Here is a 24395-nt window from a genome sequence, read left to right as displayed (position 1 = left end):
TGATTCAGGGGCCGCCTTGCGGCCCCTTTCATTTAGGCGGGAACAATTCCAACTGTTCATGCGCCCCGCGCAAGTCCTTCAACCTCACCCCTACCCCCAGCAAGCGCACCGGCTTGCCACCCCGGGCAAACGCCTGCCGCAGTAACTGCCGATAACTTTCCAGGTCTCTGCCAGCCCCTGCCTGTTCCATCGTTGTCTGGCTGAAGTCATGGAACTTGACCTTGACGAAAGGCTTGTCTGGCCGGTAACTGCTGTCCATGCGGGCAATGCGTTCATTAAGGCTGTCGAGCAAGGCTGGAAGACGCTCCAGGCAACTGGCCAGGTCTGGCAGGTCAGTGTCGTAGGTGTTTTCCACGCTGACCGACTGCCTGCGGCTGTCGTTGTGCACGGCGCGGTCATCAATACCCCGCGCCAACCCCCACAACCGCTCACCAAAGCTGCCGAACTCGCGCACCAGCCCCAAGCGCGACCAGTCACGCAGGTCCAGGCAGGTATCGATACCCAGCCGCGCCAGTTTGTCCGCCGTGACCTTGCCAACGCCGTGCAACCTGGCCACCGGCAAAGCCGCGACAAAGGCTTCGACTTCACCCGGGGTTATGACGAACAGCCCGTTGGGCTTGCGCCAGTCACTGGCGATCTTGGCCAGGAACTTGTTGGGTGCAACACCCGCCGACACGGTGATATGCAAGGTACGGGCAACGCGCCGGCGGATATCTTCGGCGATACGCGTGGCGCTGCCGGCATACCACTGGCTATCGCTCACATCCAGGTAGGCTTCATCCAGCGACAACGGCTCGATCAGCTCGGTGTAGTCACGGAAAATGGCGTGAATCTCACGGGATGCCTCGCGATAGGCTTCAAAGCGTGGCTTGACGATCAACAAGTCAGGGCAAAGCTTGAGCGCATGGCGCGATGACATGGCCGAGCGCACACCATAGGCCCGCGCTTCATAATTACAGGTGGCGATCACCCCGCGGTGGTCGGCCGACCCGCCTACGGCCATGGGCCGACCGGCCAGGCGCGGGTCATCACGCATTTCGATTGCGGCATAGAAACAATCGCAGTCGACATGGATGATCTTGCGCAAGGACATGGATGACCGTCAGTACTGTAGATTCATACAGATAATATCGCATGCCTCCTACGCTGCAACAGATTGCACGCCGCTTGCCTCGACAATCGGCCTGAACCCCCCGCCGCGCCTGAGCCGCGTGCTTTGAGCGAGTGCTAAGGGTTTGAACGAAAAAGGTTTTTTAGGAAAAACGCTTGACATAGTTGCGTAAATCCGTAGAATTCGATCTCACAGGCGCGGGATGGAGCAGCCTGGTAGCTCGTCGGGCTCATAACCCGAAGGTCGTCGGTTCAAATCCGGCTCCCGCAACCAGATTCGAGAAAAGGCCACTGTTAACGCAGTGGCCTTTTTCTTTGCCCGTAGAAAAGCCATTGGCAAAAACTGGCGAGAAATCAATTAGTAGCGCTTGACACTGATTCGATTAACTGTAGAATGCGCCCCACAGACGCGGGATGGAGCAGTCTGGTAGCTCGTCGGGCTCATAACCCGAAGGTCGTCGGTTCAAATCCGGCTCCCGCAACCAGCTTTAAGAAAAGGCCACTGTTAACGCAGTGGCCTTTTTCTTTGCATCGAAAATGATGCCGAAGAAAAAAGATCGATAAATCAACAATTAACGCTTTACACAGTTTCAACAAGCTGTAGAATGCGCACCTCTGACGCGGGATGGAGCAGTCTGGTAGCTCGTCGGGCTCATAACCCGAAGGTCGTCGGTTCAAATCCGGCTCCCGCAACCATATTCGTCAGAACAAACCCCGCCTGTGTAACAGCAGCGCGGGGTTTGTTGCTTTACGCCCTCTGCATTTCGTCGCCTGGAAATGCCTTGCCATCAGCCTACCCCCAGGCTTGAGATGTCGCCCTTTGGATGAACTATCTTTAACCCTGCCAGGCAGCTGAAAGCGTCTGTGCCCGGAGTAACATTGGATACGTTTTCCTAAGGGACTTTCACTTGGCCGCACCTCGCCCTCACCTCGCGCTGCCTGCTCGGGGTATTGATTCATGACCTCCCATAACCCCGAACCTCCGGAGCCCCTTGCTTCGGTGCTACCCACGGCCGCGCAGCGCCTGCCCCTGATCGAGCGATTGAGCCGCTATCGTCAACCCATCAGCCTGGCGGTGACGCTGATACTGTTCGCCATGGCCCTGGTTGCCTGCCGCCACCTGCTCAGCGAGCTGGACATCTACGCCTTGCACGATGCCATGCTCAGCGTGCCGACGCAGTCGCTGCTGGGGGCCTTGCTGGCCACGGCTGTCGGGTTCGTGATTCTGCTGGGGTACGAGTGGTCGGCCAGCCGCTATGCCGGGGTAAAACTGCCAGCAGGCAGTTTGATACTGGGCGGCTTCAGCGCCTTCGCCATTGGTAACGCCATCGGCCTGTCGATGCTGTCTGGTGGTTCGGTGCGTTACCGCCTGTATGCCCGCCAAGGCCTGGGGGCTGGCGAAGTCGCGCGGATGACCGTGTTTGCCAGCCTGTCCCTAGGGTGTGCGCTGCCCCCCCTGGCTGCTCTGGCTACTTTGAGCGACCTGCCAGCAGCCTCGACCGCACTGGGCCTTTCGCCGGGGCTGCTGGCCGGCATCGCCGCAGCCGTGCTGGTGCTGGCTGCCGTGCTGGTGCTCGGGCTTTACCGCAAGCGCCTGGCCGAACAGCCCTTGGCCGACAACCTGCTGGTTCAGCTGGGCCGGCGTACCCTGCGCCTGCCAAACGGTCGCCTCGCCTCGCTGCAATTGCTGATCACCGCCCTGGATGTGGCCGCCGCCGCCACCGTACTGTATCTCCTGCTGCCAGAAGCCCCGCCATTTGGCGCTTTCATCCTGGTGTACCTGCTGGCCCTGGCCGCAGGCGTGCTCAGCCATGTGCCAGGGGGCATCGGGGTGTTCGAGGCGATCTTGCTGGCAGCCTTTGCCGACCAGTTGGGCGCCGCGCCACTGGCTGCGGCCCTGCTGCTCTATCGCCTGATCTATGTGGTGTTGCCGCTGCTGCTGGCGTGTGTACTGCTGCTGGCCAACGAAGCCCGGCGTCTGCTGTTCGCGCAACAGGCCATCAAGGTGGCCTCCGGCCTGGCGGCGCCGGTGCTGTCAATTCTGGTGTTTCTGTCCGGGGTGGTGCTGCTGTTCTCGGGGGCCACGCCCGAGATCGACACGCGCCTGGAACACATGGGCTTTCTGGTACCCCACCGCCTGATCGATGCTTCGCACTTCGGCGCCAGCCTGATCGGCGTGCTGTGCCTGCTGCTGGCCCAAGGCTTGCGCCGGCGCCTGTCCGCAGCCTGGCTGCTGACCACCACCTTGCTGCTGGTCGGCGCATTGTTGTCATTGCTCAAGGGCTTCGACTGGGAAGAAGCCTGCCTGTTGACGTTCACCGCCGCGCTGCTGGCCCTGTTCCGCCGTTCGTTCTACCGCCCCAGCCGCCTGCTGGAACTGCCCTTCTCTCCGGTGTTTCTGGTGGCCAGCGCCTGCGTGGTCGGGGCCTCGGTATGGCTGCTGCTGTTCGCCTACCAAGATGTGCCCTACAGCCACCAACTGTGGTGGCAGTTCACCCTGGACGCCGATGCACCGCGGGGCCTGCGCGCCGCCATGGGCAGCGCCGTGCTGCTGGTGGCTGTCGCCCTGACCTGGCTGCTGCGCACCGCACCGCCGGTCATCCACCTGCCTGACGACGCAGAACTGCAACGCGCCAACCGCATCCTGCTGGCATCCGACCAGCCCGATGGCGGCCTGGCCCTGACCGGCGACAAGGCTTTGCTGTTCCACCCGCGCGACAACGCCTTCCTTATGTACGCCCGTCGCGGTCGCAGCCTGGTGGCCTTGTATGACCCGATCGGCCCGGCCCAGGAGCGCGCCGAGATGATCTGGCAGTTCCGCGACCTGTGCGACCTGCACCACGCCAGGCCGGTGTTTTATCAGGTCCGCGCGGAGAACCTGCCGTTCTACATGGACATTGGCCTGACCGCGCTCAAACTTGGCGAGGAGGCCCGGGTCGACCTGCGCCGCTTCGACCTCGAAGCCAAGGGCAAGGAGATGAAAGACCTGCGCTACACCTGGAACCGCGGTGGCCGTGACGGCCTCAGCCTGGAAATCCACGAACCCGGTCACGCGCCACTGATAGCGCTCAAGGAAATCTCCGATGCCTGGCTGGGTGGCAAGAACGTGCGCGAGAAAGGCTTCTCGCTCGGGCGCTTCAGCCCCGAGTACCTGCAGCACTTTCGCATCGCCCTGATTCGCTTCCAGGGCCGGCCGGTGGCCTTTGCCAACCTGTTGGAAACCCACGGTCGCGAGCTGGCCAGCCTCGACCTGATGCGGGCCCACCCTGAAGCTCCGAAGCTGACCATGGAGTTCATGATGATAGGGCTCATCCTGCACTACAAAAGCCACGACTATGCCCGCTTCAGCCTGGGCATGGTCCCGCTGTCCGGGCTGCAGCCACGGCGCGGCGCGCCCTTGACCCAGCGCCTGGGTTCAATGGTGTTCCGCCGTGGCGAACAGCTCTACAACTTCCAGGGGCTTCGACGCTTCAAGGACAAATTCCAACCGGACTGGGAACCCCGTTACATGGCCGTGCCTGCGGGGCTCGACCCGCTGGTGGCACTGGCCGACACTGCCGCCCTCATCGCTGGCGGCCTGACTGGATTGGTGAAACGCTGATGATCCGACGCTATTGGCTGTACCTGGCGATTCCCCTGCTGCTGGCCGCCCTGGGCGGTGCCGTGGCCTTCTGGCTATGGACGCGCCCTGCGCCTGAGGCGCACCTCGAACAGCTGTCCCTCAACAACCTCAGCATCACCCGCGTGACCCCGGGCGTGCACGCCAAGGCCCGGGTCGCCATCGGCGTCCCTCAGGACCAGGCTCTGACCGACAAGCAGTTGCTGGACCTGAGCCAGGCTGGGGAAGCGCAACTGGTGCAGGTTATCCTGCCACCCAACGACTGCACCCAGCAGCAACAAGCGCTGGACCTGGCAGCGACCCAGCTGTCCGAAAAACCGACCCTGGTAGCCGGTATCGGCCCAGGCGCGGCGCAGGCCTGGCGCTGGCTGGCGGCACAGACCGACGACAAGGCGCGGGCCATTTCCGTGGACTTCAGCCTGGAGCAACCCGGCTGCCAGGCCGCGCTACCCAAAGCGGCGGCCCATGGCCACTGGAACGTCGCCTGGAACGACAACCCGGATGACGCCAGCGCAGCCTTCGTGCGCGACCAGGCCAACGCCGAAACCAGCATCAGCGATTACGACATCCACTTGCCGCAGGTGCTCAAGTCACAGCTGACCCAAGCCCTGGTCGGCCACGACGGCAACGCCCTGGCCATTCCAGTAGTCGAGGTGCCGGCAGGGCAATCCACCGACACCGTCACCCTGTTCCTCTCCGGGGATGGCGGCTGGCGCGACCTGGACCGCGACGTGGCCGGAGAAATGGCCAAGCTAGGCTATCCGGTGGTCGGCATCGACACGCTGCGTTATTACTGGCAACACAAGACCCCCGAGCAGAGCGCCGCAGACCTGTCGGAACTGATGCAGCACTATCGCCAGAAATGGGGCACCAAGCGCTTTGTATTGACCGGCTACTCGTTTGGCGCCGACGTGCTGCCAGCGATCTACAACCGCTTGCCGGCCGAGGACCAGCAGCGTATCGATGCGGTGATGCTACTGGCCTTCGCCCGTAGCGGCAGCTTCGAGATCGAGGTGGAAGGCTGGCTGGGCAAGGAAGGCCAGGAGGCGCCAACCGGGCCGGAAATGGCCCGGCTGCCGGCGTCCAAAGTGGTGTGTGTGTATGGCGTGGAAGAGACCGACGAGAGCGGTTGCACCGAGAAGACGGCGGTGGGCGAGCGCCTGAAGCTGCCGGGCGGGCACCACTTCGACGAGAACTACCCGGCCCTGGCCAAGCGCCTGATCGGTGAGATCGAGACGCGCCAGGGCAAGTCGAGCGTGGCCGAGCAGAATTGAGCCACGCCTAACCCACTACGCAGATCAGGCACCCATTCAGATCTCGACCTGGGTGCCCAACTCGATCACCCGGTTCAACGGCAGATTGAAGAACCGCAGGTTACCGTTGGCATTTTTGAGCAAGAACGCAAACAGGTTGCCACGCCAGCGCGACATACCCTCCAGCCGCGAAGCAATCACCGTTTCGCGGCTGAGGAAGTAGGTGGTGCGCATCGGGCTGAAATCCAGGTCATCCAGATGGCACAACTTCAGGGCCGCCGGCACGTCCGGCTCGTCCATGAAGCCAAAATGCAACAGCACACGGAAGAACCCGTCGCCATAGGCTTCCACCTCGAAACGCTCCTGCTCCGGCACCCGTGGCCGGTCTTCGCTGACCACCGTCAGCAGCACCACCTGGCTGTGCAGCACCTGGTTGTGCAACATGTTGTGCAGCAGCGCATGGGGCACGGCGTCCGGCCGTGCAGTCAGGAACACGGCAGTACCTTCAACCCGGTGCGGCGGCTGTATGCGGATGCTGCTGATGAACACCGGCAGCGGCAGCGCCCCTTCATCGATGCGCTCGACCAGGATCTGCTTGCCGCGCTTCCAGGTACTCATCAGCAGATACAGCACACCACCTGCCAGTACCGGGAACGCCCCGCCCTGCACGATCTTGGGCACGTTGGCGGCGAAGAACAGCCCGTCGACGAAGAGAAAGCCCAGCAGAATCGGCACTGCCAGCACCGGCGGCCACTTCCATAGCAGCAACATCACCACCGACACCAGAATCGTGGTCATCAACATGGTGCCGGTGACCGCCACACCGTAGGCCGCCGCCAGGGCACCGGAAGATTCGAAACCGATGACCAGCAACACCACACCAACCATCAGCGTCCAGTTCACCGCACCGATGTAGATCTGCCCCTGCTCATCGCTGGACGTGTGCTGGATGTGCATGCGCGGAATGTAGCCCAGCTGGATGGCCTGGCGGGTCAGGGAGAACGCCCCGGAAATCACGGCTTGCGAAGCGATCACCGTGGCCATGGTCGCCAGCCCCACCAGCGGCAACAGCGCCCAGGAAGGTGCCAGCAGGTAGAAGGGGTTGCGCGCCGCCTCCGGGTTCTGCAGCAGTATTGCGCCCTGGCCGAAATAGTTGAGCACCAGCGCCGGCAACACCAAGGCAAACCACGCGCGAGCGATGGGTTTACGGCCGAAGTGGCCCATGTCGGCGTACAGCGCCTCGGCACCGGTCAGCGCCAGCACCACGGCGCCGAGAATGGCCACGCCCATGCCGGGGTGGACGATGAAGAAGTTCACCGCCCAGCCTGGGTTGAACGCCCTGAGCACTTCGGGGCTCTGCGAGATGCCGTGCACCCCCAATGCCCCGAGCACCACGAACCAGGCCACCATGATCGGGCCGAACAGCTTGCCGATCTTCTCGGTGCCATGCTTCTGCACCAGAAACAGCGCCACCAGCACCACCAGCGAAATAGGTACCACCCAGTGATCGATGCCGTCGAAGGCCAGGCCCATGCCCTCGACAGCCGACAGCACCGATACGGCCGGGGTGATCATGCTGTCGCCATAGAACAGCGAAGCGCCGATCAACCCGCAGATGACCATCAAGCTACGCAGCCGCGGGTGGGCCGCAGTGGCCCGCCGCGCCAGCGCGGTTAGCGCCATGGTGCCGCCCTCGCCCTGGTTGTCGGCGCGCAGGATGAACATCACGTATTTGAACGAGACCACCCACAGCAGCGACCAGAGGATCAGCGACAGGATCCCCAGCACGCCATCATGGTTGACCGGCACGCCATAGCCACCGGTAAAGACTTCTTTGAGCGTATACAACGGGCTGGTGCCGATATCGCCATAGACCACCCCGACTGCCGCCACGAGCAGGCCCAGCGACCGTGTCGCGCCCTGCTTCCCCGCGTGCCCGCCTTCGGCATGACTGCTTGCCTGAACCATCGACCACTCCCGCAGACGGCCCTCTCGGCCGATAGAATTCACCCCCACGCCAGGGCATGGCAGATGCCCGGACGCAACGGCGCGAAGCATAGCGCAGCGTTCGTCGCATTTCTGCTAGTCAAGTGACCTTGCGCTCGCTAGAATTGCGCACTTTTTGATCAGAGGCGCCAATAAGCGCCCGTCAAGATCGCCCCCGTTTCCGGCCGGGCGACCTGCATTCAATACCGAGGTTAGTCATGTCCACCACTCCCGCCACTCCCAAGGTAGGTTTCGTAAGCCTGGGTTGCCCAAAAGCCCTGGTCGATTCCGAGCGCATTCTGACCCAGCTGCGCATGGAAGGTTATGAAGTCGTGCCTACCTACGAGGACGCCGACGTGGTGGTGGTCAACACCTGCGGCTTCATCGACAGCGCCAAGGCCGAGTCGCTTGAAGTGATCGGTGAAGCCATCAAGGAAAACGGCAAAGTCATCGTCACCGGCTGCATGGGTGTCGAGGAAGGCAGCATCCGCGATGTGCACCCAAGCGTGTTGTCGGTGACCGGCCCCCAGCAGTACGAGCAAGTGGTCAACGCCGTGCACCAGGTAGTGCCACCGCGCCAGGACCACAACCCGCTGATCGACCTGGTGCCGCCGCAGGGCGTCAAGCTGACCCCGCGCCACTATGCCTACCTGAAGATTTCCGAAGGCTGCAACCACAGCTGCAGCTTCTGCATCATCCCGTCGATGCGCGGCAAGCTGGTCAGCCGCCCGGTTGGCGAAGTGCTGAGCGAGGCCGAGCGCCTGGTCAAGGCCGGCGTCAAGGAGATCCTGGTGATTTCCCAGGACACCAGCGCCTACGGTGTCGACGTCAAGTACAAGACCGACTTCTGGAACGGCCGCCCGGTCAAGACCCGTATGCTCGAGCTGTGCGAAGCGCTGAGCAGCCTGGGCGCCTGGGTGCGCCTGCACTATGTATACCCGTACCCGAACGTCGACGACGTGATCCCGCTGATGGCCGCCGGCAAGATCCTGCCGTACCTGGACATCCCGTTCCAGCACGCCAGCCCCAAGGTGCTCAAGGCGATGAAGCGCCCGGCCTTCGAAGACCGTACCCTGGCGCGCATCAAGAACTGGCGCGAGCAGTGCCCTGAGCTGGTGATCCGCTCGACCTTCATCGTCGGCTTCCCCGGCGAAACCGAAGAAGACTTCCAGTACCTGCTCGACTGGCTGACCGAAGCCCAGCTCGACCGCGTCGGCTGCTTCCAGTACTCGCCTGTCGAAGGTGCCCCGGCCAATGACCTGGGCCTTGATGAAGTACCGGATGAGGTCAAGCAGGACCGTTGGGACCGCTTCATGGCCCATCAGCAGGCCATCAGCAGCGCCCGCCTGCAACTGCGCATCGGCAAGGAGATCGAAGTGCTGATCGACGAAGTCGAAGAGCAAGGTTCGGTGGGCCGTAGCTTCTTCGACGCGCCGGAAATCGACGGCAGCGTGTTCATCGATGGCGACCACGGCTTCAAGCCAGGCGACAAAGTGCGTTGCCGGGTGGTGGATGCCGACGAATACGACATGTGGGCTGAGCCTGTCTGATCGCCGTATAGGTGTGAAATGCCGGGGGCTGCGTTGCAGCCCCAACATCCGCCAGGCCCCCTCTGTTTTTTACATCTATGTTTTCCTCAATCCCCTAGAGGAATACACGGATGCGCCAGGTATCGACGCTACAAACCCCTCATCTTAGCGACTACCCCGAGCTGACCCAGGTCTGGGAGGACTCGGTGCGCGCGACCCATGACTTCCTGCCTGATGCCTATATCGTCCTGCTTCGCGAGCATGTACTGCGCCATTACCTGGACGCAGTGATGCTGATCTGCAGCAAGGACAGCCAGCAACGCATACAGGGCTTTGCCGGCGTGTCCAACAGGCAGGTCGACATGCTGTTCGTCGCGCCCGCCTGCCGTGGCATGGGCATTGGCAAGCGGCTGCTGCGCTACGCCATCGACGAACTCAATGCCGAACGCCTGGACGTCAACGAGCAGAACCCGCAGGCGCTGGGGTTCTATCTGCACGAAGGCTTCGAGGTGGTCGGCCGCTCGCAGACCGATGGGCTGGGGCAGCCCTACCCCTTGCTGCACCTGCGGCTGATCCGCACAGGGGCCTGAGCCGCCTGCCGTGTTGTCTCGCCAAAACGGCGTAAATGACACAGATTCCGAGCCCTTCGACCGCTCAGGCAGGTACAATGGCGGCCTTTCCCTGCCTTTGCGAATCACCGTCATGTCTGAGCCCGTCCGCCTGTCCAAACGCCTTATCGAGCAGTTCGGCTGCTCCCGCCGCGAAGCCGAGCTGTATATCGAAGGCGGCTGGGTCACGGTCGATGGCGTGGTGGTCGAGCAGCCGCAGTTCAAGGTCGACGGCCAGCAGGTCGCGCTGCTACCTGGCGCGCGTGCCGACAGCCTTGAGCCCGTCACCCTGCTGCTCAACCAGCCTGCTGGCTTGGACACCGAGTCGGCGCGTATCAGCATGACCATGGACAGCCTCAGCGAGGCGCACCGTGAAGGCGTACGGCCATTGCATGGGCATTTCACCAAGCTGTCCTGCATTGCCCCGCTGGAGCGCGGCGCCAGCGGCCTGCAGGTGTTCACCCAGGATTGGCGGGTTGCCCGCAAGATCGACGCCGACCTGCGGCGCCTGGAGCAGGAGTACATCATCGAAGTAAGCGGCGAAGCCACGCCACAGGCGCTGGAGCGCCTGGCCCGCGGCATCATGCGCAACGACCGTGAACTGCCCAAGGCCAAAGCCAGCTGGCAGAACGAAACCCACCTGCGCCTGGCCTTGAAAAACCCGCAACCGGGGCAGATCTCCGAGCTGTGCGCCAGCCTGCGCCTGCAGATCATCAGCATGCGCCGCATTCGGCTGGGCGGTGTGTCCATGGGCAAGCTGCCACTGGCACAGTGGCGTTACATGGCCGCCAGCGAACGTTTCTAAGCAATACCGCCGCGCCAGATGGCGCGGCTCTGAACAGGATTCGAGTCAAATGAACCACAACGATGTACTGCGCAGCCTGCGCTACATGCTCAAGATCAATGATGCCAAGATGGTGGGCATCATCAAGCTGTCTGGCCTGGAGGTCAGCGCCGAGGCCTTGGCCAGCTACGTCAAGAAAGAAGAAGAGCCCGGCTTCGTGCGCTGCCCTGACCCGGTCATGGCGCACTTTCTGGATGGCCTGGTGATTCACCGTCGCGGCAAGGACGACAGCCGCCCGGCCCAGCCGGTGGAGCTGCCGGTGACCAACAACACCATCCTGAAAAAACTGCGGGTAGCGTTCGAACTCAAGGAAGAAGACCTGCATGTCATCCTCAATTCGGTCAAGTTCCCGGTCTCCAAACCCGAACTCAGCGCCTTGTTCCGCAAAGTCGGCCATGACAACTACCGCCCGTGCGGCGACCAGTTGCTGCGCAACTTCCTCAAGGGCCTGACCCTGCGCGTGCGCGGCTGAGTGGCCATGCAGCATACGGTTTCACCGGTCGGCATCGTCCGCTCGTGCTTCAAGGAAAAGTTCGCCATCCCGCGCCAGCCGCAGTTGGCACCGGCGGCGCGTGGTGTGCTGGAGTTGCTGCCGCCGTTCGACCAGGGTGATGCAGTGGCGGGGCTGGAACAGGTCAGCCATGTGTGGCTGCTGTTTCTGTTTCACCAGGCCCTGGAAGACAAACCACGCCTGAAAGTGCGGCCACCCCGCCTCGGCGGCAACAAGAGCATGGGGGTGTTCGCCACCCGCGCCACCCACAGGCCCAACGGTATCGGCCAGTCGGTGGTACGCCTGGAGGGCGTTGAGCCTGGGCGCCTGCTGCTGTCCGGGATCGACTTGCTCGATGGCACCCCAGTGCTGGATATCAAGCCCTACGTACCGTACGCCGACAGTGTTGCCGGCGCCAGCAACCTGATGGCCAGCGAAGCGCCTGACGCAATCGCCGTGCAGTGGCACGACAATGCCCTGCCCCAGGCCCGCGCGCATGCACTGCGCCTGGGTGAGCCGCTGGTGGAACTGATCGAGCAGTGCCTGGGGCAAGACCCGCGGCCGGCGTATCAGGTGCCACCTGCGGAGCGGGTGTACGGGGTGAAGTTCTGGGATGTGCAGGTGCGCTGGCATTATCCGCAGCCCACGCTGATCCGGGTGCTGGAAGTGGTCCAGGACTGTTGATCGACCCACCACGAAAAAGGCGACCCGAAGGTCGCCTTTTTCATTTCAGTTGCGCGATCAGCGAGCCGGGCCTTCGGCCACGCCGAGGTCGTCGGTCGGGCGGGTATCTTCCAGCGGGGCGCCACCGGAAGCCAGTTCCGAGGCCAGCTTGTCGTTGTCCATTTCGTTGACCCACTTGGCCACGACCACGGTAGCGACAGCGTTGCCAACCAGGTTGGTCAGGGCGCGGGCTTCGGACATGAAGCGGTCGATGCCGAGGATCAGCGCCAGGCCGGCAACCGGCAGGTGGCCAACTGCAGACAACGTAGCGGCCAGTACGATGAAGCCCGAACCGGTTACACCAGCAGCGCCTTTGGAGGCCACCAGCAGCACCAGCAGCAGGGTGATCTGGTGGGTGATGTCCATGGTGGTGTCAGTCGCCTGGGCGATGAACACAGCGGCCATGGTCAGGTAGATCGAAGTACCGTCGAGGTTGAACGAGTAACCGGTCGGGATAACCAGGCCAACCACGGATTTCTTCGCACCCAGGCGCTCCATCTTGGCCAGCATGCGGGGCAAGGCGGACTCGGAGGAGGACGTGCCCAGCACGATCATCAGCTCTTCACGGATGTAGCGGATCAGCTTGATGACGCTGAAGCCGTGGGCGCGGCAGATACCACCGAGCACCACCAGGACGAACAGCAGGCAGGTCACGTAGAAGCAGGCCATCAGGTAGCCCAGCTGCACCAGCGAACCCACGCCGTACTGGCCGATGGTGAAGGCCATGGCACCGAAGGCACCGACCGGGGCCAGCTTCATGATCATGTTGATGATGTTGAACATGACATGGGCGAAGCGGTCGATCAGGTCCAGCACCGGCTTGCCGTAGCTGCCCAGGCGATGCAGGGCGAAACCGAAGATCACCGAGAACATCAGCACTTGCAGGATGTCGCCGTTGGCGAAGGCACCGACCACGGTGTTGGGGATGATATTGAGCAGGAAGCCAACGGTGGTCTGCTGCGCGCCGGCGGCGGCATAAGCGGCCACGCTGCTGGCGTTCAGGGTGGTGACGTCGATGTGCATGCCAGCGCCCGGCTTGACCACGTTGACGACGACGAGGCCGATGATCAGGGCGATGGTGGAGACGATTTCAAAGTACAGGAGCGCGTAGCCGCCGGTCTTGCCTACCGACTTCATGCTCTGCATGCCAGCGATGCCACTGACCACGGTGCAGAAGATGATGGGGGCGATGACCATCTTGATCAGTTTGACGAAGCCGTCACCCAGCGGTTTGAGGGCGACACCGGTTTCAGGATAGAAGTGGCCGAGCAGGATGCCGATGGTGATGGCGACCAACACCTGGATATACAGGGATTTGTACAGCGGCTGACGTGTCGTCATGGCTAATTTCCTCAAGTGTGCCGGTTTTCACCCTTCCCAGGGTGAGGGCACCTGAATCGCTAACCCTCCTGCACTTGGAGGGATTTGTCGTTGTGTTCGAGTTGCCTTTGCAGGCCTCTGCCAGGATCAATAGCAAGGGCAATGCCAAAATGCCCATGAAGGGTGCAAAGGCACTGTTTGCTAGGGGTCACTGCCCAACGACAGGGCGAAAATGCTGAGGAAGGCTGGCGGATATCCGCCCGGTGGCGGATTTTGTACAGGGGATGATGGCGGGAATCCGCCCGCTATGGGTTCCCCCGCGAAAGGGCTGCCCCTGGCCGCACGTCAATCCAGCCTGAAGGTGACCCGGAACGCCGCGCCGCCCAGTGGCGAATCCCCCAGGCTCAAGCTGGCGTCATAGCTGTCGACGATATCCTTGACCACCGCCAGGCCGATGCCCTGCCCCGGGTGTTGGCTGTCCAGCCGCTCGCCGCGCTCAAGAATGCGCTCGCGCTGATCGGCCGGCACCCCGGGCCCATCGTCTTCGATGCACAGGGTCAGTTGGCCTGGCGCTTGTTCCAGGCTCACCCGCACCTGGCCCAGGCTCAACCGGTAGGCGTTCTCCAGCAGGTTGCCGAGCAGTTCCAATAAGGCGCCCTGCTCCATCGGCACCTGCGCGGCCTCGGGTATTTCCAGCAGCACGCTGACGCGCTTGTCCCGATAGACCTTGTCCAGCGTGCTGCACAAGCTGTCGAGCAATGGCTTGAGGTGCACGCTGTGGCGCACTAGGCCGCTCTTGCGCAAACTGGCGCGCTGCAGTTGATAGTCGATCTGCTGGCTCATGCGCTCGATCTGGCTTTGCAGCACCCGCGCCTGCTCGCGCTCACCACTGCGCTGGCGCAGGCTCTCGCCCACCCCCTGCAACACCGCCAGCGGTGTCTTGAGGCTATGCGCCAGGTCATCCAGGGAGTCTCGGTAGCGCTGGCGTTGTTCACGCTCGCTGTGCAGCAGGCGGTTCAACGAACCGGTCAGGCGCAGCAGTTCACGCGGGTGCTCGCGGCTCAACCCGTCCCGCGCGCCAGCCTCGACCTCGTCCAGCTCCCGGCTCAGCCGCCGCAGCGAACGCAGGCCCCAGGTCAGGCCGGCCCACAGCAGTACCAGCAGCGCCAGCAGCGCTGCGCCAAAGCCCAGGTAGAGCTTTTCACGCAGGCCATCGAGGGTGTGCTGGTACTCGCGCACCGGTTGCAGCGCAACGATGCTGTAGGCCGCACTCTGGCCGCCGAGCAGTTTTATTTCGACGTCATAGACGAAGAACTCTTCGCCATCGCCTTGGTGGATGCGGGCGAACTCGTTGCCACGCCCGTCGTAGCGTGGCCGGTAGTTGACGTTCTGGTCTGCAGTGGCCCGCGACTGCCACACCAGATGGCCTTCACGGTCAAAGATATAGCCAAGCAGGCCGGTGTACGGCAGGTTGTAGCGCTCGTCCGGCAACAGTGTCGGCATCTGCAACTGGCCGTGTTCGATGCGTGCTGCGGAGATCAACGTGGTCACGTCCGAGGCCAGGCGTTGCTCGATGGATTCCTGCAGGGCAAGGCTGAAGGCCTTCTGCAAGGCAGGCAGCAGCGCCAGCATGAACAGCAGCGCCAGCACTGCGGCCGCCAGCATCAGGCGCACCCGCAGGGAACGGATCATCGGCAGCGCTCGGTGAACAGGTAACCCAGGCCACGTACCGTATCGATGGGCTTGAAGCCTCGTTCGCCCTCGAGCTTGCGACGCAGGCGCCCGACCAGCACTTCGATGACATTGGGGTCACGCTCCTCATCGCCCGGGTACAGCTGCTCCATCAGGCGGTCCTTGGCCACCACCTGCTGGTGATGGCGCATGAGGTATTCGAGGATGCGGTATTCGTAGGCGGTCAGGGCCAGGGGCTGATCGTCCAGGGTCGCCTGCTTGCGGTTGAGGTCGAGTACCAGTGGCCCGGCGGCGATGGTCGACTGGGTGAAACCGCTGGAGCGGCGCAGCAGGGCGTTGAGGCGCGCTTCGAGCTCTTCGAACTGGAAGGGCTTGACCAGGTAGTCGTCGGCACCGGCGGCCAGGCCTTCGACCTTGTCCTGCCAGTTGCCACGGGCGGTGAGGATGAGAATGGGGAAGGTCTTGTCCTGGCTGCGCAGGCGACCAATGAGTTCGAGGCCGCTCATGCCCGGCAGCCCCAGGTCGATCACGGCCAGGTCAAAGTGGTACTGCTCGGCCTGGTACAGCGCTTCTTCGGCATCGGCCACCGCCTCGACCACATGGCCGCTTTCGCCCAGGCGCGTGTAGAGGTGATGGCGAAGCAGGGCTTCGTCCTCGACCACCAGCAGTTTCATGTGCAGCTCCTTTTTTATGGCCTGTACTGCCCTGTGCGCGGGTTTACCCGCGCACAGGGCAGTACAGGATAACAACTACCTCAGAACTTGTAGTTGGCCGACAGATACGTCTGTGCACTGCTGGTCAGGCGCAGGGTGCCGTCCTTGGGCCCACCGCTTTGGCCGACTTCGGTCGCGGCATTGGTGCGCAGGTAACGGTAGCCCAGTTCCACCGACGCCTTGTCGGTAATCTCCTGGATCACACCGGCCTGCAGGCCGACCGCGTAGCCGTAGTCGGTATCACGGCTGGCACCTGGCGAATCCTGGGTCAGCTTGGTCATGCCCAGGCTGCCACCGCCGAACAGCTTGGTGGTGTCGCCCACCGGCAGGAACAGGTCATAGCTGCCCAGCAGGTTTTCCTGGCGCAGCTTGAGGCCGCTGTGGTCGCCCGAGACGTTGTCGTAGGTCATGTAGTAGCGACCCTGGTCATTGATTTTGCCCAGACGCACACCCCAGGTGTCGTCCTTGCCGATGATGCCGTCGGCGTTCAGGTTGTCGGTGTTGCGCTGCAGCAGGCCGGACTTGCGGACTTTGTCGCTGGTCTGGCCGTAGGTCAGGCTGGCGAAATTGTCATCGGCGGCCTGGACGGTGGTGATGCCAGCGGCGCAAACGGCCATGGCAGCGAGCAGGGTGTTGAAGGATTTCATGGCTTCGTACTCCAGTTGGATGCGCTGTTTCGGTCTGGAAGCTAGAGTAAGGAGGGCACCCTGAACCGTGACTGAACCCTGGCTGAACCGCGGCTGAACGAACCGTTTGCGATGAACAAGGAGTAGTGAACATGCGTGCCCTGCTGGCCTTGACCCTGATGTGCAGCGCCGCCCTTGCCCAGGCGCAAGTGGTGACCCGCGATATCCCCTACCAGGACGACGAAGGCAAGCGCTTTGTCGGCTACTACGCCTATGACGATGCGCTGGACGACAAGCGCCCGGGCATCGTCGTGGTGCATGAATGGTGGGGCCTGAACGACTATGCCAAGCGCCGCGCCCGCGACCTGGCGGCCCTGGGCTATAAAGCGCTGGCCATCGACATGTACGGCGATGGCAAGCACACCGAGCATCCGCAGGATGCCCAGGCATTCATGGCCGAGGCAATGAAAGACCCGGCAGCGGCGGCCGCGCGCTTCGACGCAGGCCTTGAGTTGCTGAAAAAGCAGCCCAACGTGAACAAGCACCAATTGGGCGCCGTGGGTTACTGCTTTGGCGGCAAGGTGGTGCTCGATGCGGCGCGCCGGGGTGAGAAGCTGGACGGCGTGGTGAGTTTCCATGGGGCATTGGCCACACAGACCCCGGCCAAGCCCGGCGTGGTCAGGGCCGACATACTGGTCGAGCACGGCGCGGCAGACAGCATGGTGACCGAGGAGCAGGTTGCAGCGTTCAAGGCGGAAATGGACGCAGCCAAGGTCAATTACCAGTTCGTCAGTATTCCTGAGGCCAAGCATGGGTTTACCAACCCGGATGCCGACCGCTTGAGCCATGGCGAGCATGGCGGGCCGGACATTGGTTACAACAAAGCGGCTGATGAAAGCTCGTGGAAGGATATGCAGGCGTTCTTCAAGAAGGCGTTCCAGTAATGATCGCTGGGGGCGCAAGCGCCCCCGACGCGCCCACCTCCCCTACAGCCGCTACGGCTGGCACAATACCCCCCATGAACACACTCCCCACCTGCTGCGCCCCGCTTCAGCACCACTGGCCCCTGCCCCGCCCGCTGCCAGGTGCGGTGCTGGTCAGTTGCGCCTTCGACCCCGCCCGCCTGGCTGCCGACGACTTCCAGCGTGCCGGCATCGTCCCCAGCGCCAGCCTGCAACGCTCGGTGGCCAAGCGCCAGGCCGAGTACCTGGCCGGCCGTGTCTGCGCCCGTGCCGCGCTGCAACGCCTGGACGGCCGCAACTACGTGCCAGCCAGCCATGAAGACCGCTCGCCCATCTGGCCCGCCGGCATTCACGGCTCGATCACCCACGGCCAAGGCTGGGCCGCCGCCGTGGTCGCCGGCCAGGGCAGTTGCCGCGGCCTGGGCCTGGACCAGGAAGCGCTGCTGGACGACGAACGCGCCGAGCGCCTGCTAGCCGAAATCCTCACGCCCGCCGAAATAGAGCGCCTGGACCGCCGCCAGCTCGGCCTGGCAGTGACCCTGACCTTCTCGCTCAAGGAAAGCCTGTTCAAGACCCTCTACCCGCTGACCCGCCAGCGTTTCTATTTCGAGCACGCCGAGGTGCTGGAATGGTCGGCCGAGGGCCTGGCCCGTCTGCGCCTGCTCACCGACCTATCGGCCGAGTGGCAGCAGGGCACCGAGCTGCAAGGCCAGTTCTGCCTTCAGGACGGCCACCTGCTCAGCCTGATCAGCGTCTGAGCCCTACAGCGGCGCCTGTGCCCGCGGCCAGCTCAGGCTGAAGCAGGCACCGCCGAGGGTTTCGCTGCGCCCTACCGTGGCCCGGCCTGCGTGCCAGTAGATGATCCGCCGAACGATCGACAGGCCCAGGCCATGCCCGCCCGACGCACGGGTGCGGCTGTCGTCGAGCCGGGTGAAGGGCGTGAAGATGCGGTCCCAGACCCCTTCCGGGATACCCGGGCCGTCGTCTTCCACGTCGACCCGGCAGCGTTGCTGGCCCAACTGGTAGCTCAGGCGCACCTCGGCCTCGGCATGGCGCATGGCATTGCTCACCAGGTTTTGCAGGGCCCGGTGCAGGTAGCGCGGCTCAGCTTCGACCCAGGCGCCATCGCTTTCATCCCCTTGGCATGCGCCGCGCACCACCTTGATTTCAGCGCGCAGCGGCGCCAGCTCCTCGATTACCCGGTCCAGCAACGCATCCAGGTCGACCCGCTGGAATTTCAGGGCCGGTGCGCCTTGCTCAAGGCGTGCGTAGGTCAGCATTTCATCGACCAGCTTGTCCAGGTCCTGGATGTCGCCATCCATGCCTGCCAAGTGTTTGGCACGGGCCTGCTCAGTGCTCGCGGTCTCTATCATCTCCAGGCCAAAACGCAGCCGCGCCACCGGCGTGCGCAGCTCGTGGGACACCGCCCGCACCAGCTCGCGCTGCATGGTCAGCGAGCGCTGCAAATGTTCGGCCATGCCGTTGAATGCCGCAGCCAGGCGCCCGACCGAGTCGGCATCGCCAGCCGGTACCCGCGTGTCGAGGCTGCCCTGGGCAATACGCGTGGCGGCAACCTCCAACCCCGACACACGCCGCTCCAGCTGACGCACCAGCAGGTACACCACCAGCCCGATCAGGCACAGCCCAAGGAAGGCGATCAAGATCAGCAACTGCGGCGGATAGGGGTTCAACTGATGCAACGGGCCGATTTCCAGCACCCAGGGCGAGCCCGACAGCCCGGCGAATACCCGGATCGAATCGCCATCCTTGCCCAGGGCCATGACCGTGTCGCCCTCCTCGACCCGGCGCCGCTGGTCGTCATCCAGGCCAACCCGCTCCAGGCGCTGCAGGGCAATGTCAAAACCAAAGCCCTTGCTCTGCTTGAGCTGCGCCAGGCGTTGCTGCTGCTCGGTAACCGGGTAACGCACCAGTTCGTCGGCCAACAGATAAAGGGTGGCCCGCGCCAGTTGCTCGCTGACCTGCTTCACTTGGGCCACCAGCAGCACCTCCTCGCGGCCGACCTTGCGCAGCACCTGGGCGGCGTGCGGGCCGGTCTTCTCGACCACCACCAGGCCACGGTACAGGCGGGCACGCTGGCCGCCATCGAGGGTACGCGCCGACATCGGCTGCAGCGCCAGCGGCACCCCGAGCAGGCGCTCCCACATCAGCAGCGAGCGCTTGCGTTCGGTTTCGTTCTGCCCGGCCAGGTTGTCAGCCATCAGGCTGAAGGTACCCTGGGCCAGGCCCTCGCGGTGCTGGGCGGCGCGCACTTCGTTGACCAGGTGCAGGCTGAGCACGCCGAGCAGCGCCACCAGCACCAGCACGGCGAGCATGCCGCCATAGATGCGCAGAAAGATCGAGTTGTTCATGGCGCCTCGCCGACGAACAGGTAGCCCTTGCTGCGCAGGGTCTTGATCAGGCGTGGGTGGACCGGGTCGTCACCGATCTTGGGGCGAATCTTGGAGATGCGCACATCGATGGAGCGGTCCTGGCCGTCGTAGCCGACACCGCGCAGGGCGGTGAACAGTTGCTCGCGCGACAGCACCCGGCCGGCGTTGCTGGCCAGCAACCAGAGCAGGTCGAATTCGGCGCCGGTCAGGTCTATCAGCTGCTCGCCCAGCCGGGCTTCGCGCAGGCGGTTGTCGATGCGCAGCGCACCAAAGGCCAGGGCCTGGCGCTTGCTTTCCGGCGCCTCGCTGCGCCGCAGCAGGGCCTGGATACGGGCCAGCAGCAAGCGCGGGCGCACAGGTTTGCAGACATAGTCGTCGGCGCCCAGGTCCAGCCCCTGCACCTGGTCGAGCTCGTCGCTGCGGGCGGTGAGCATGAGGATCGCGCCCGCGTACTGGCTGCGTACCCGGCGGCAGATGCTCAGGCCGTCTTCACCGGGCAGCATGAGGTCGAGCACCACCAGGTCGGGCTGGCTGTCGACGATTCGCCGCACGGCGCGGCCACCATCGCCCTCGACGGCCACATCGAAGCCGTTGGCCTGCAGGTATTCGGCCGTGAGTTCGGCCAGGCGCTGGTCGTCTTCAACGATGAGGATGCGCGGTGCGGGTTGGTCCATGGCCTGTGCCTTTGCAATTGTTGTTGTTCTGTGGCCGATACTACGTGCCGCCCCGGGTACTGCCAACCGGCCAGCGGTGCCGCACAAGCCACTGGACTGAACCGTTTTTTGTGGTAGGGTTCGCGCCCTCAAAATTCTGCCTTGGGGCAGCGAGCGAAAGAAAAATACTGCAAACCACTTGGCACAAGGCCTACAGGCCATACCCACAAAGTACGCACAACTTATCCACAGGCGCTCGCCTTGCAAAGACCCCAATACCGCATTATCTTGTATCCCGATCGCAGCGAACCACTAGATGTTGGGGTTCGTGCAAAATCACACACAAAAGTCAACCCGGCAAATTATTCGATTTTACGGTTGAACTTCAGGTGATCTGACCAGCCATACCGCTCCAGCGGAGTACTGAACTGCAACAGCTTTTGGGCTCAGCCCAAAGCCTTTGACTTCGGCCAGGGAGCGGCAAGCTATTGCCCCTTATTCCTGAGTCTGTCCCGAAGTCGGTACGCCCGAGCGGGCGGATGCGCGCGCATGACGCATCCCCCGCCAGGTGATCGAGCAAGTGGACGGAACGGTGGGCGCTCAAAAGGCGCCTGTACAATATAGAAACTGTGGAGACACCCACCCATGCAAACCGACACAACTCGCGAGAACCCGCAGGCCCAGGTGCCGCAGGCCGCCGATGCCAACCAGGATCTGGCTGCCACCGCGCCCGGCCAACTGCGCGTGATCAAGCGTAACGGCACTGTCGTCCCCTACACCGACGACAAGATCACCGTGGCCATCACCAAGGCGTTCCTCGCAGTTGAAGGCGGCACCGCCGCCGCCTCGTCGCGCATCCACGACACCGTCGCGCGCCTGACCGAGCAAGTCACCGCCACGTTCAAGCGTCGCATGCCATCGGGTGGCACCATCCACATCGAAGAAATCCAGGACCAGGTCGAACTGGCCCTGATGCGTGCCGGTGAGCAGAAAGTCGCCCGCGACTACGTGATCTACCGCGACCAGCGCGCGAAAGAGCGCGCCACCCGCGCCAACACCGACGCTGTGGTCGAGCCGCACCCAAGCATCCGCATCACCCTGGCCGACGGCAGCATGGCGCCGCTCGACATGGCGCGCCTGAACACCATCATCAGCGAAGCCTGCGAAGGCCTGGCCGAAGTCGATGGCGACCTGATCCAGCGCGAAACCCTGAAGAACCTGTACGACGGCGTGGCCATCAAGGACGTCAACACCGCCCTGGTGATGACCGCCCGTACCCTGGTCGAGCGTGAGCCGAACTACTCGTTCGTCACCGCCCGCCTGCTGATGGACACCCTGCGTGCCGAAGGCCTGGGCTTCCTCAGCGTTGCCGACAGCGCCACCCACCACGAGATGGCCGAGCTGTACGCCAAGGCCCTGCCCGCCTACATCGCCAAAGGTATCGAGTTCGAACTGCTGAACCCGGCCCTGGCCGACTTCGACCTGGAAAAACTGGGCAAGGCGATCAACCACGAGCGCGACCAGCAATTCACCTACCTGGGCCTGCAGACCCTGTACGACCGCTACTTCATCCACAAGGATGGCGTGCGCTTCGAGCTGCCACAGGTGTTCTTCATGCGCGTGGCCATGGGCCTGGCGCTGGAAGAGAAAGAAAAAGAAGCCCGTGCGATCGAGTTCTACAACCTGTTGTCGTCCTTCGACTACATGGCCTCGACCCCGACCCTGTTCAACGCCGGTACCCTGCGCCCGCAGCTGTCCAGCTGCTACCTGACCACCGTGCCGGACGACCTGTCGGGCATCTACCACGCGATCCACGACAACGCCATGCTGTCGAAATTCGCCGGTGGCCTGGGCAACGACTGGACCCCTGTGCGTGCACTGGGCTCCTACATCAAGGGCACCAACGGTAAATCCCAGGGCGTCGTACCCTTCCTGAAAGTGGTCAACGACACCGCCGTTGCGGTCAACCAGGGCGGCAAGCGCAAGGGCGCTGTCTGTGCCTACCTGGAAACCTGGCACCTGGACATCGAAGAATTCATCGAGCTGCGCAAGAACACCGGTGATGACCGTCGTCGTACCCACGACATGAACACCGCCAACTGGATCCCTGACCTGTTCATGAAGCGCGTCTTCGATGACGGCAAGTGGACCCTGTTCTCGCCGTCGGAAGTGCCAGACCTGCACGACCTGACCGGCAAGGCCTTCGAAGAGCGCTACGAGTACTACGAAGCCCTGACCGAGTACAACAAGATCAAGGTGTTCAAGACCATTCAGGCCAAAGACCTGTGGCGCAAGATGCTGTCGATGCTGTTCGAGACCGGCCACCCATGGCTGACCTTCAAGGACCCGTGCAACCTGCGTTCGCCGCAGCAGCACGTGGGCGTGGTCCACAGCTCGAACCTGTGCACCGAGATCACCCTGAACACCAACAAGGACGAGATCGCGGTCTGCAACCTGGGCTCGATCAACCTGCCGAACCACATTGTCGATGGCAAGCTGGACACCGCCAAGCTGCAACGCACCGTGAATACCGCCGTGCGCATGCTCGACAACGTGATCGACATCAACTACTACTCGGTGCCGCAAGCGCGTAACTCGAACCTCAAGCACCGCCCGGTCGGCCTGGGCATCATGGGCTTCCAGGACGCACTGTACCTGCAGCACATCGCCTACGGCTCCGACGCTGCCGTCGAGTTCGCCGACAAGTCGATGGAAGCGGTCAGCTACTATGCGATCCAGGCTTCCTGCGACCTGGCCGACGAGCGTGGCGCCTACGAGACCTTCCAAGGTTCGCTGTGGTCCAAGGGCATCCTGCCGCTGGATTCGCAACAGATCCTGATCGAAGCCCGTGGCCAGAAGTACATCGATGTCGACCTGAACGAGACCCTGGACTGGGCACCGGTGCGTGCTCGCGTACAAAAAGGTATTCGTAACTCGAACATCATGGCCATCGCGCCGACCGCGACCATCGCCAACATCACCGGCGTATCGCAGTCCATCGAGCCGACCTACCAGAACCTGTACGTGAAATCGAACCTGTCGGGCGAATTCACCGTGATCAACCCGTACCTGGTCCGCGACCTGAAGGCCCGCGGCCTGTGGGACTCGGTCATGATCAACGACCTGAAGTACTACGACGGTTCGGTGCAGCAGATCGAGCGTATTCCACAAGAGCTCAAAGACCTGTACGCCACTGCGTTCGAAGTCGAGACCAAGTGGATCGTCGATGCCGCCTCGCGTCGCCAGAAGTGGATCGACCAGGCTCAGTCGCTGAACCTGTACATTGCCGGCGCTTCGGGCAAGAAGCTGGACGTGACCTACCGCATGGCCTGGTACCGTGGTCTGAAAACCACCTACTACCTCCGTGCCCTGGCCGCGACCAGCACCGAGAAGTCGACCATCAACACCGGCAAGCTCAACGCCGTTTCCAGCGGCGGCGACAGCGCCCCGGTCCAGGCTGCCGGCCCGGCACCAGTGCCGAAAGCTTGCGCGATCGACGAGCCTGACTGCGAAGCCTGCCAGTAAGGCCTGATGCCGCAAAAGGGGTGCCCACGGGTACCCCTTTGCGGCATTTTTGTATCTGCACAGTGGCCGGCTGAACGCGGTTCTGTAGGAGCGGCCTTGTGTCGCGAAAGGGCTGCGCAGCGGCCCCAGGATTTTAGCGTCGCCGCGGGTATCGATGGGGCCGCTACGCAGCCCTTTCGCGACACAAGGCCGCTCCTACAAGAATCGCGCCAGACACAACATAATGTGCCGCTAAAATTAAAACACACAACATGTAGTGACATGCGCTTTTTACCGCTACACTTCCACCCCGTAAATACCGACACAAGCCTCGTGAACGGACGCACCTAAAACCGGTCGAAAAAGTTACCCC

The 24395-nt window shown here is 63.2% G+C and carries 18 protein-coding genes and 3 tRNA genes; 13 read left to right on the top strand and 8 right to left on the bottom strand.

From position 1 onward, the window contains the following. Window positions 1-28: 28 nt before the first annotated feature. Window positions 29-1087, bottom strand: a complete 1059-nt coding sequence (gene dinB, locus HU766_RS15020) for a DNA polymerase IV (RefSeq protein ID WP_186658513.1) — start codon at window positions 1085-1087, stop codon at window positions 29-31. A gap of 220 nt (window positions 1088-1307) precedes the next feature. On the opposite strand from dinB, the gene HU766_RS15015 reads away from it, so the two are divergent. From HU766_RS15015 to HU766_RS14995, 5 genes are all read left to right on the top strand, one after another. Then, window positions 1308-1384, top strand: a tRNA-Met gene (locus HU766_RS15015). A 134-nt stretch (window positions 1385-1518) separates the two neighbouring features. Beyond that, window positions 1519-1595, top strand: a tRNA-Met gene (locus HU766_RS15010). A gap of 134 nt (window positions 1596-1729) precedes the next feature. Beyond that, a tRNA-Met gene (locus HU766_RS15005) sits at window positions 1730-1806 on the top strand. 262 nt (window positions 1807-2068) lie between these two features. Beyond that, the gene (gene mprF / locus HU766_RS15000) at window positions 2069-4711 is read left to right on the top strand and encodes a bifunctional lysylphosphatidylglycerol flippase/synthetase MprF (protein WP_186658297.1); all 2643 of its coding nucleotides are present in this window, start codon (window positions 2069-2071) and stop codon (window positions 4709-4711) included. Beyond that, the gene (locus HU766_RS14995) at window positions 4711-6003 is read left to right on the top strand and encodes a virulence factor family protein (RefSeq protein ID WP_186658295.1); all 1293 of its coding nucleotides are present in this window, start codon (window positions 4711-4713) and stop codon (window positions 6001-6003) included. The genes mprF and HU766_RS14995 overlap by 1 nt, the downstream gene beginning before the upstream one ends. A 36-nt stretch (window positions 6004-6039) precedes the next feature. Here HU766_RS14995 and HU766_RS14990 read toward each other — a convergent pair whose 3' ends face one another. Further along, a complete protein-coding gene (locus HU766_RS14990; protein ID WP_186658293.1) occupies window positions 6040-7950 on the bottom strand; it encodes a potassium transporter Kup in 1911 nt (636 codons plus the stop codon). 236 nt (window positions 7951-8186) lie between these two features. On the opposite strand from HU766_RS14990, the gene rimO reads away from it, so the two are divergent. The 5 genes from rimO (at window position 8187) to tsaA (ending at window position 12123) form a co-directional block, all read left to right on the top strand. Beyond that, a complete protein-coding gene (gene rimO / locus HU766_RS14985; protein ID WP_033699866.1) occupies window positions 8187-9518 on the top strand; it encodes a 30S ribosomal protein S12 methylthiotransferase RimO in 1332 nt (443 codons plus the stop codon). 110 nt (window positions 9519-9628) lie between these two features. Further along, window positions 9629-10087, top strand: a complete 459-nt coding sequence (locus HU766_RS14980) for a GNAT family N-acetyltransferase (RefSeq protein ID WP_033699869.1) — start codon at window positions 9629-9631, stop codon at window positions 10085-10087. A 112-nt stretch (window positions 10088-10199) separates the two neighbouring features. Further along, window positions 10200-10910: an rRNA pseudouridine synthase gene (locus tag HU766_RS14975; RefSeq protein ID WP_033699870.1), complete on the top strand. Its 711-nt coding sequence runs from the start codon at window positions 10200-10202 to the stop codon at window positions 10908-10910. A gap of 49 nt (window positions 10911-10959) precedes the next feature. Next, the gene (locus HU766_RS14970; protein WP_186658291.1) at window positions 10960-11421 is read left to right on the top strand and encodes a DUF1456 family protein; all 462 of its coding nucleotides are present in this window, start codon (window positions 10960-10962) and stop codon (window positions 11419-11421) included. Between the two features lie 6 nt (window positions 11422-11427). Beyond that, on the top strand, window positions 11428-12123 hold the full coding sequence (gene tsaA / locus HU766_RS14965; protein ID WP_047583258.1) for a tRNA (N6-threonylcarbamoyladenosine(37)-N6)-methyltransferase TrmO: 696 nt from the start codon (window positions 11428-11430) through the stop codon (window positions 12121-12123). Window positions 12124-12180: 57 nt separating this feature from the next. Here the strand turns inward: tsaA and HU766_RS14960 are convergent, their stop codons facing one another. The 4 genes from HU766_RS14960 to HU766_RS14945 all read right to left on the bottom strand — a co-directional run bounded on the left by HU766_RS14960 (window position 12181) and on the right by HU766_RS14945 (window position 16534). Next, window positions 12181-13503, bottom strand: coding sequence for a dicarboxylate/amino acid:cation symporter (locus HU766_RS14960; RefSeq protein WP_186658288.1), 1323 nt, complete (start codon window positions 13501-13503; stop codon window positions 12181-12183). Window positions 13504-13827: 324 nt separating this feature from the next. Further along, on the bottom strand, window positions 13828-15174 hold the full coding sequence (locus tag HU766_RS14955; RefSeq protein ID WP_033699876.1) for an ATP-binding protein: 1347 nt from the start codon (window positions 15172-15174) through the stop codon (window positions 13828-13830). Beyond that, complete coding sequence (locus tag HU766_RS14950) at window positions 15171-15848, bottom strand: response regulator (RefSeq protein WP_033699878.1); 678 nt, start codon at window positions 15846-15848, stop codon at window positions 15171-15173. The genes HU766_RS14955 and HU766_RS14950 overlap by 4 nt, the downstream gene beginning before the upstream one ends. Before the next feature lie 80 nt (window positions 15849-15928). Continuing rightward, entirely contained in the window at window positions 15929-16534 is a 606-nt protein-coding gene (locus HU766_RS14945; protein ID WP_033699880.1) for an outer membrane beta-barrel protein, read from the bottom strand. Between the two features lie 131 nt (window positions 16535-16665). Between HU766_RS14945 and HU766_RS14940 the strand changes: the two genes are divergently transcribed. Then, on the top strand, window positions 16666-17457 hold the full coding sequence (locus HU766_RS14940; RefSeq protein ID WP_033699881.1) for a dienelactone hydrolase family protein: 792 nt from the start codon (window positions 16666-16668) through the stop codon (window positions 17455-17457). Between the two features lie 74 nt (window positions 17458-17531). Beyond that, window positions 17532-18233 (top strand): 4'-phosphopantetheinyl transferase superfamily protein, encoded by a 702-nt coding sequence (locus HU766_RS14935; RefSeq protein ID WP_033699882.1) that lies wholly within the window; start codon window positions 17532-17534, stop codon window positions 18231-18233. A gap of 3 nt (window positions 18234-18236) precedes the next feature. Here the strand turns inward: HU766_RS14935 and HU766_RS14930 are convergent, their stop codons facing one another. Together HU766_RS14930 and HU766_RS14925 are read right to left on the bottom strand one after the other, a co-directional pair. After that, on the bottom strand, window positions 18237-19844 hold the full coding sequence (locus HU766_RS14930) for an ATP-binding protein (protein ID WP_186658285.1): 1608 nt from the start codon (window positions 19842-19844) through the stop codon (window positions 18237-18239). Continuing rightward, on the bottom strand, window positions 19841-20539 hold the full coding sequence (locus HU766_RS14925; RefSeq protein ID WP_186658282.1) for a response regulator transcription factor: 699 nt from the start codon (window positions 20537-20539) through the stop codon (window positions 19841-19843). The genes HU766_RS14930 and HU766_RS14925 overlap by 4 nt, the downstream gene beginning before the upstream one ends. Window positions 20540-21163: 624 nt before the next feature. Here HU766_RS14925 and HU766_RS14920 point away from each other — a divergent pair. Then, window positions 21164-24043 carry a ribonucleoside-diphosphate reductase subunit alpha gene (locus tag HU766_RS14920; protein WP_033699885.1) on the top strand — a complete coding sequence of 960 codons (2880 nt, stop codon included), beginning with the start codon at window positions 21164-21166 and terminating at the stop codon, window positions 24041-24043. Window positions 24044-24395: the final 352 nt, after the last annotated feature.

The organism is Pseudomonas sp. SWRI77 (assembly GCF_014269105.1).
Lineage (GTDB): Bacteria > Pseudomonadota > Gammaproteobacteria > Pseudomonadales > Pseudomonadaceae > Aquipseudomonas > Aquipseudomonas capeferrum.
The sequence above is the reverse complement of the archived record's forward strand: the minus strand, read 5'-3'. Positions and strand labels throughout refer to the sequence as shown.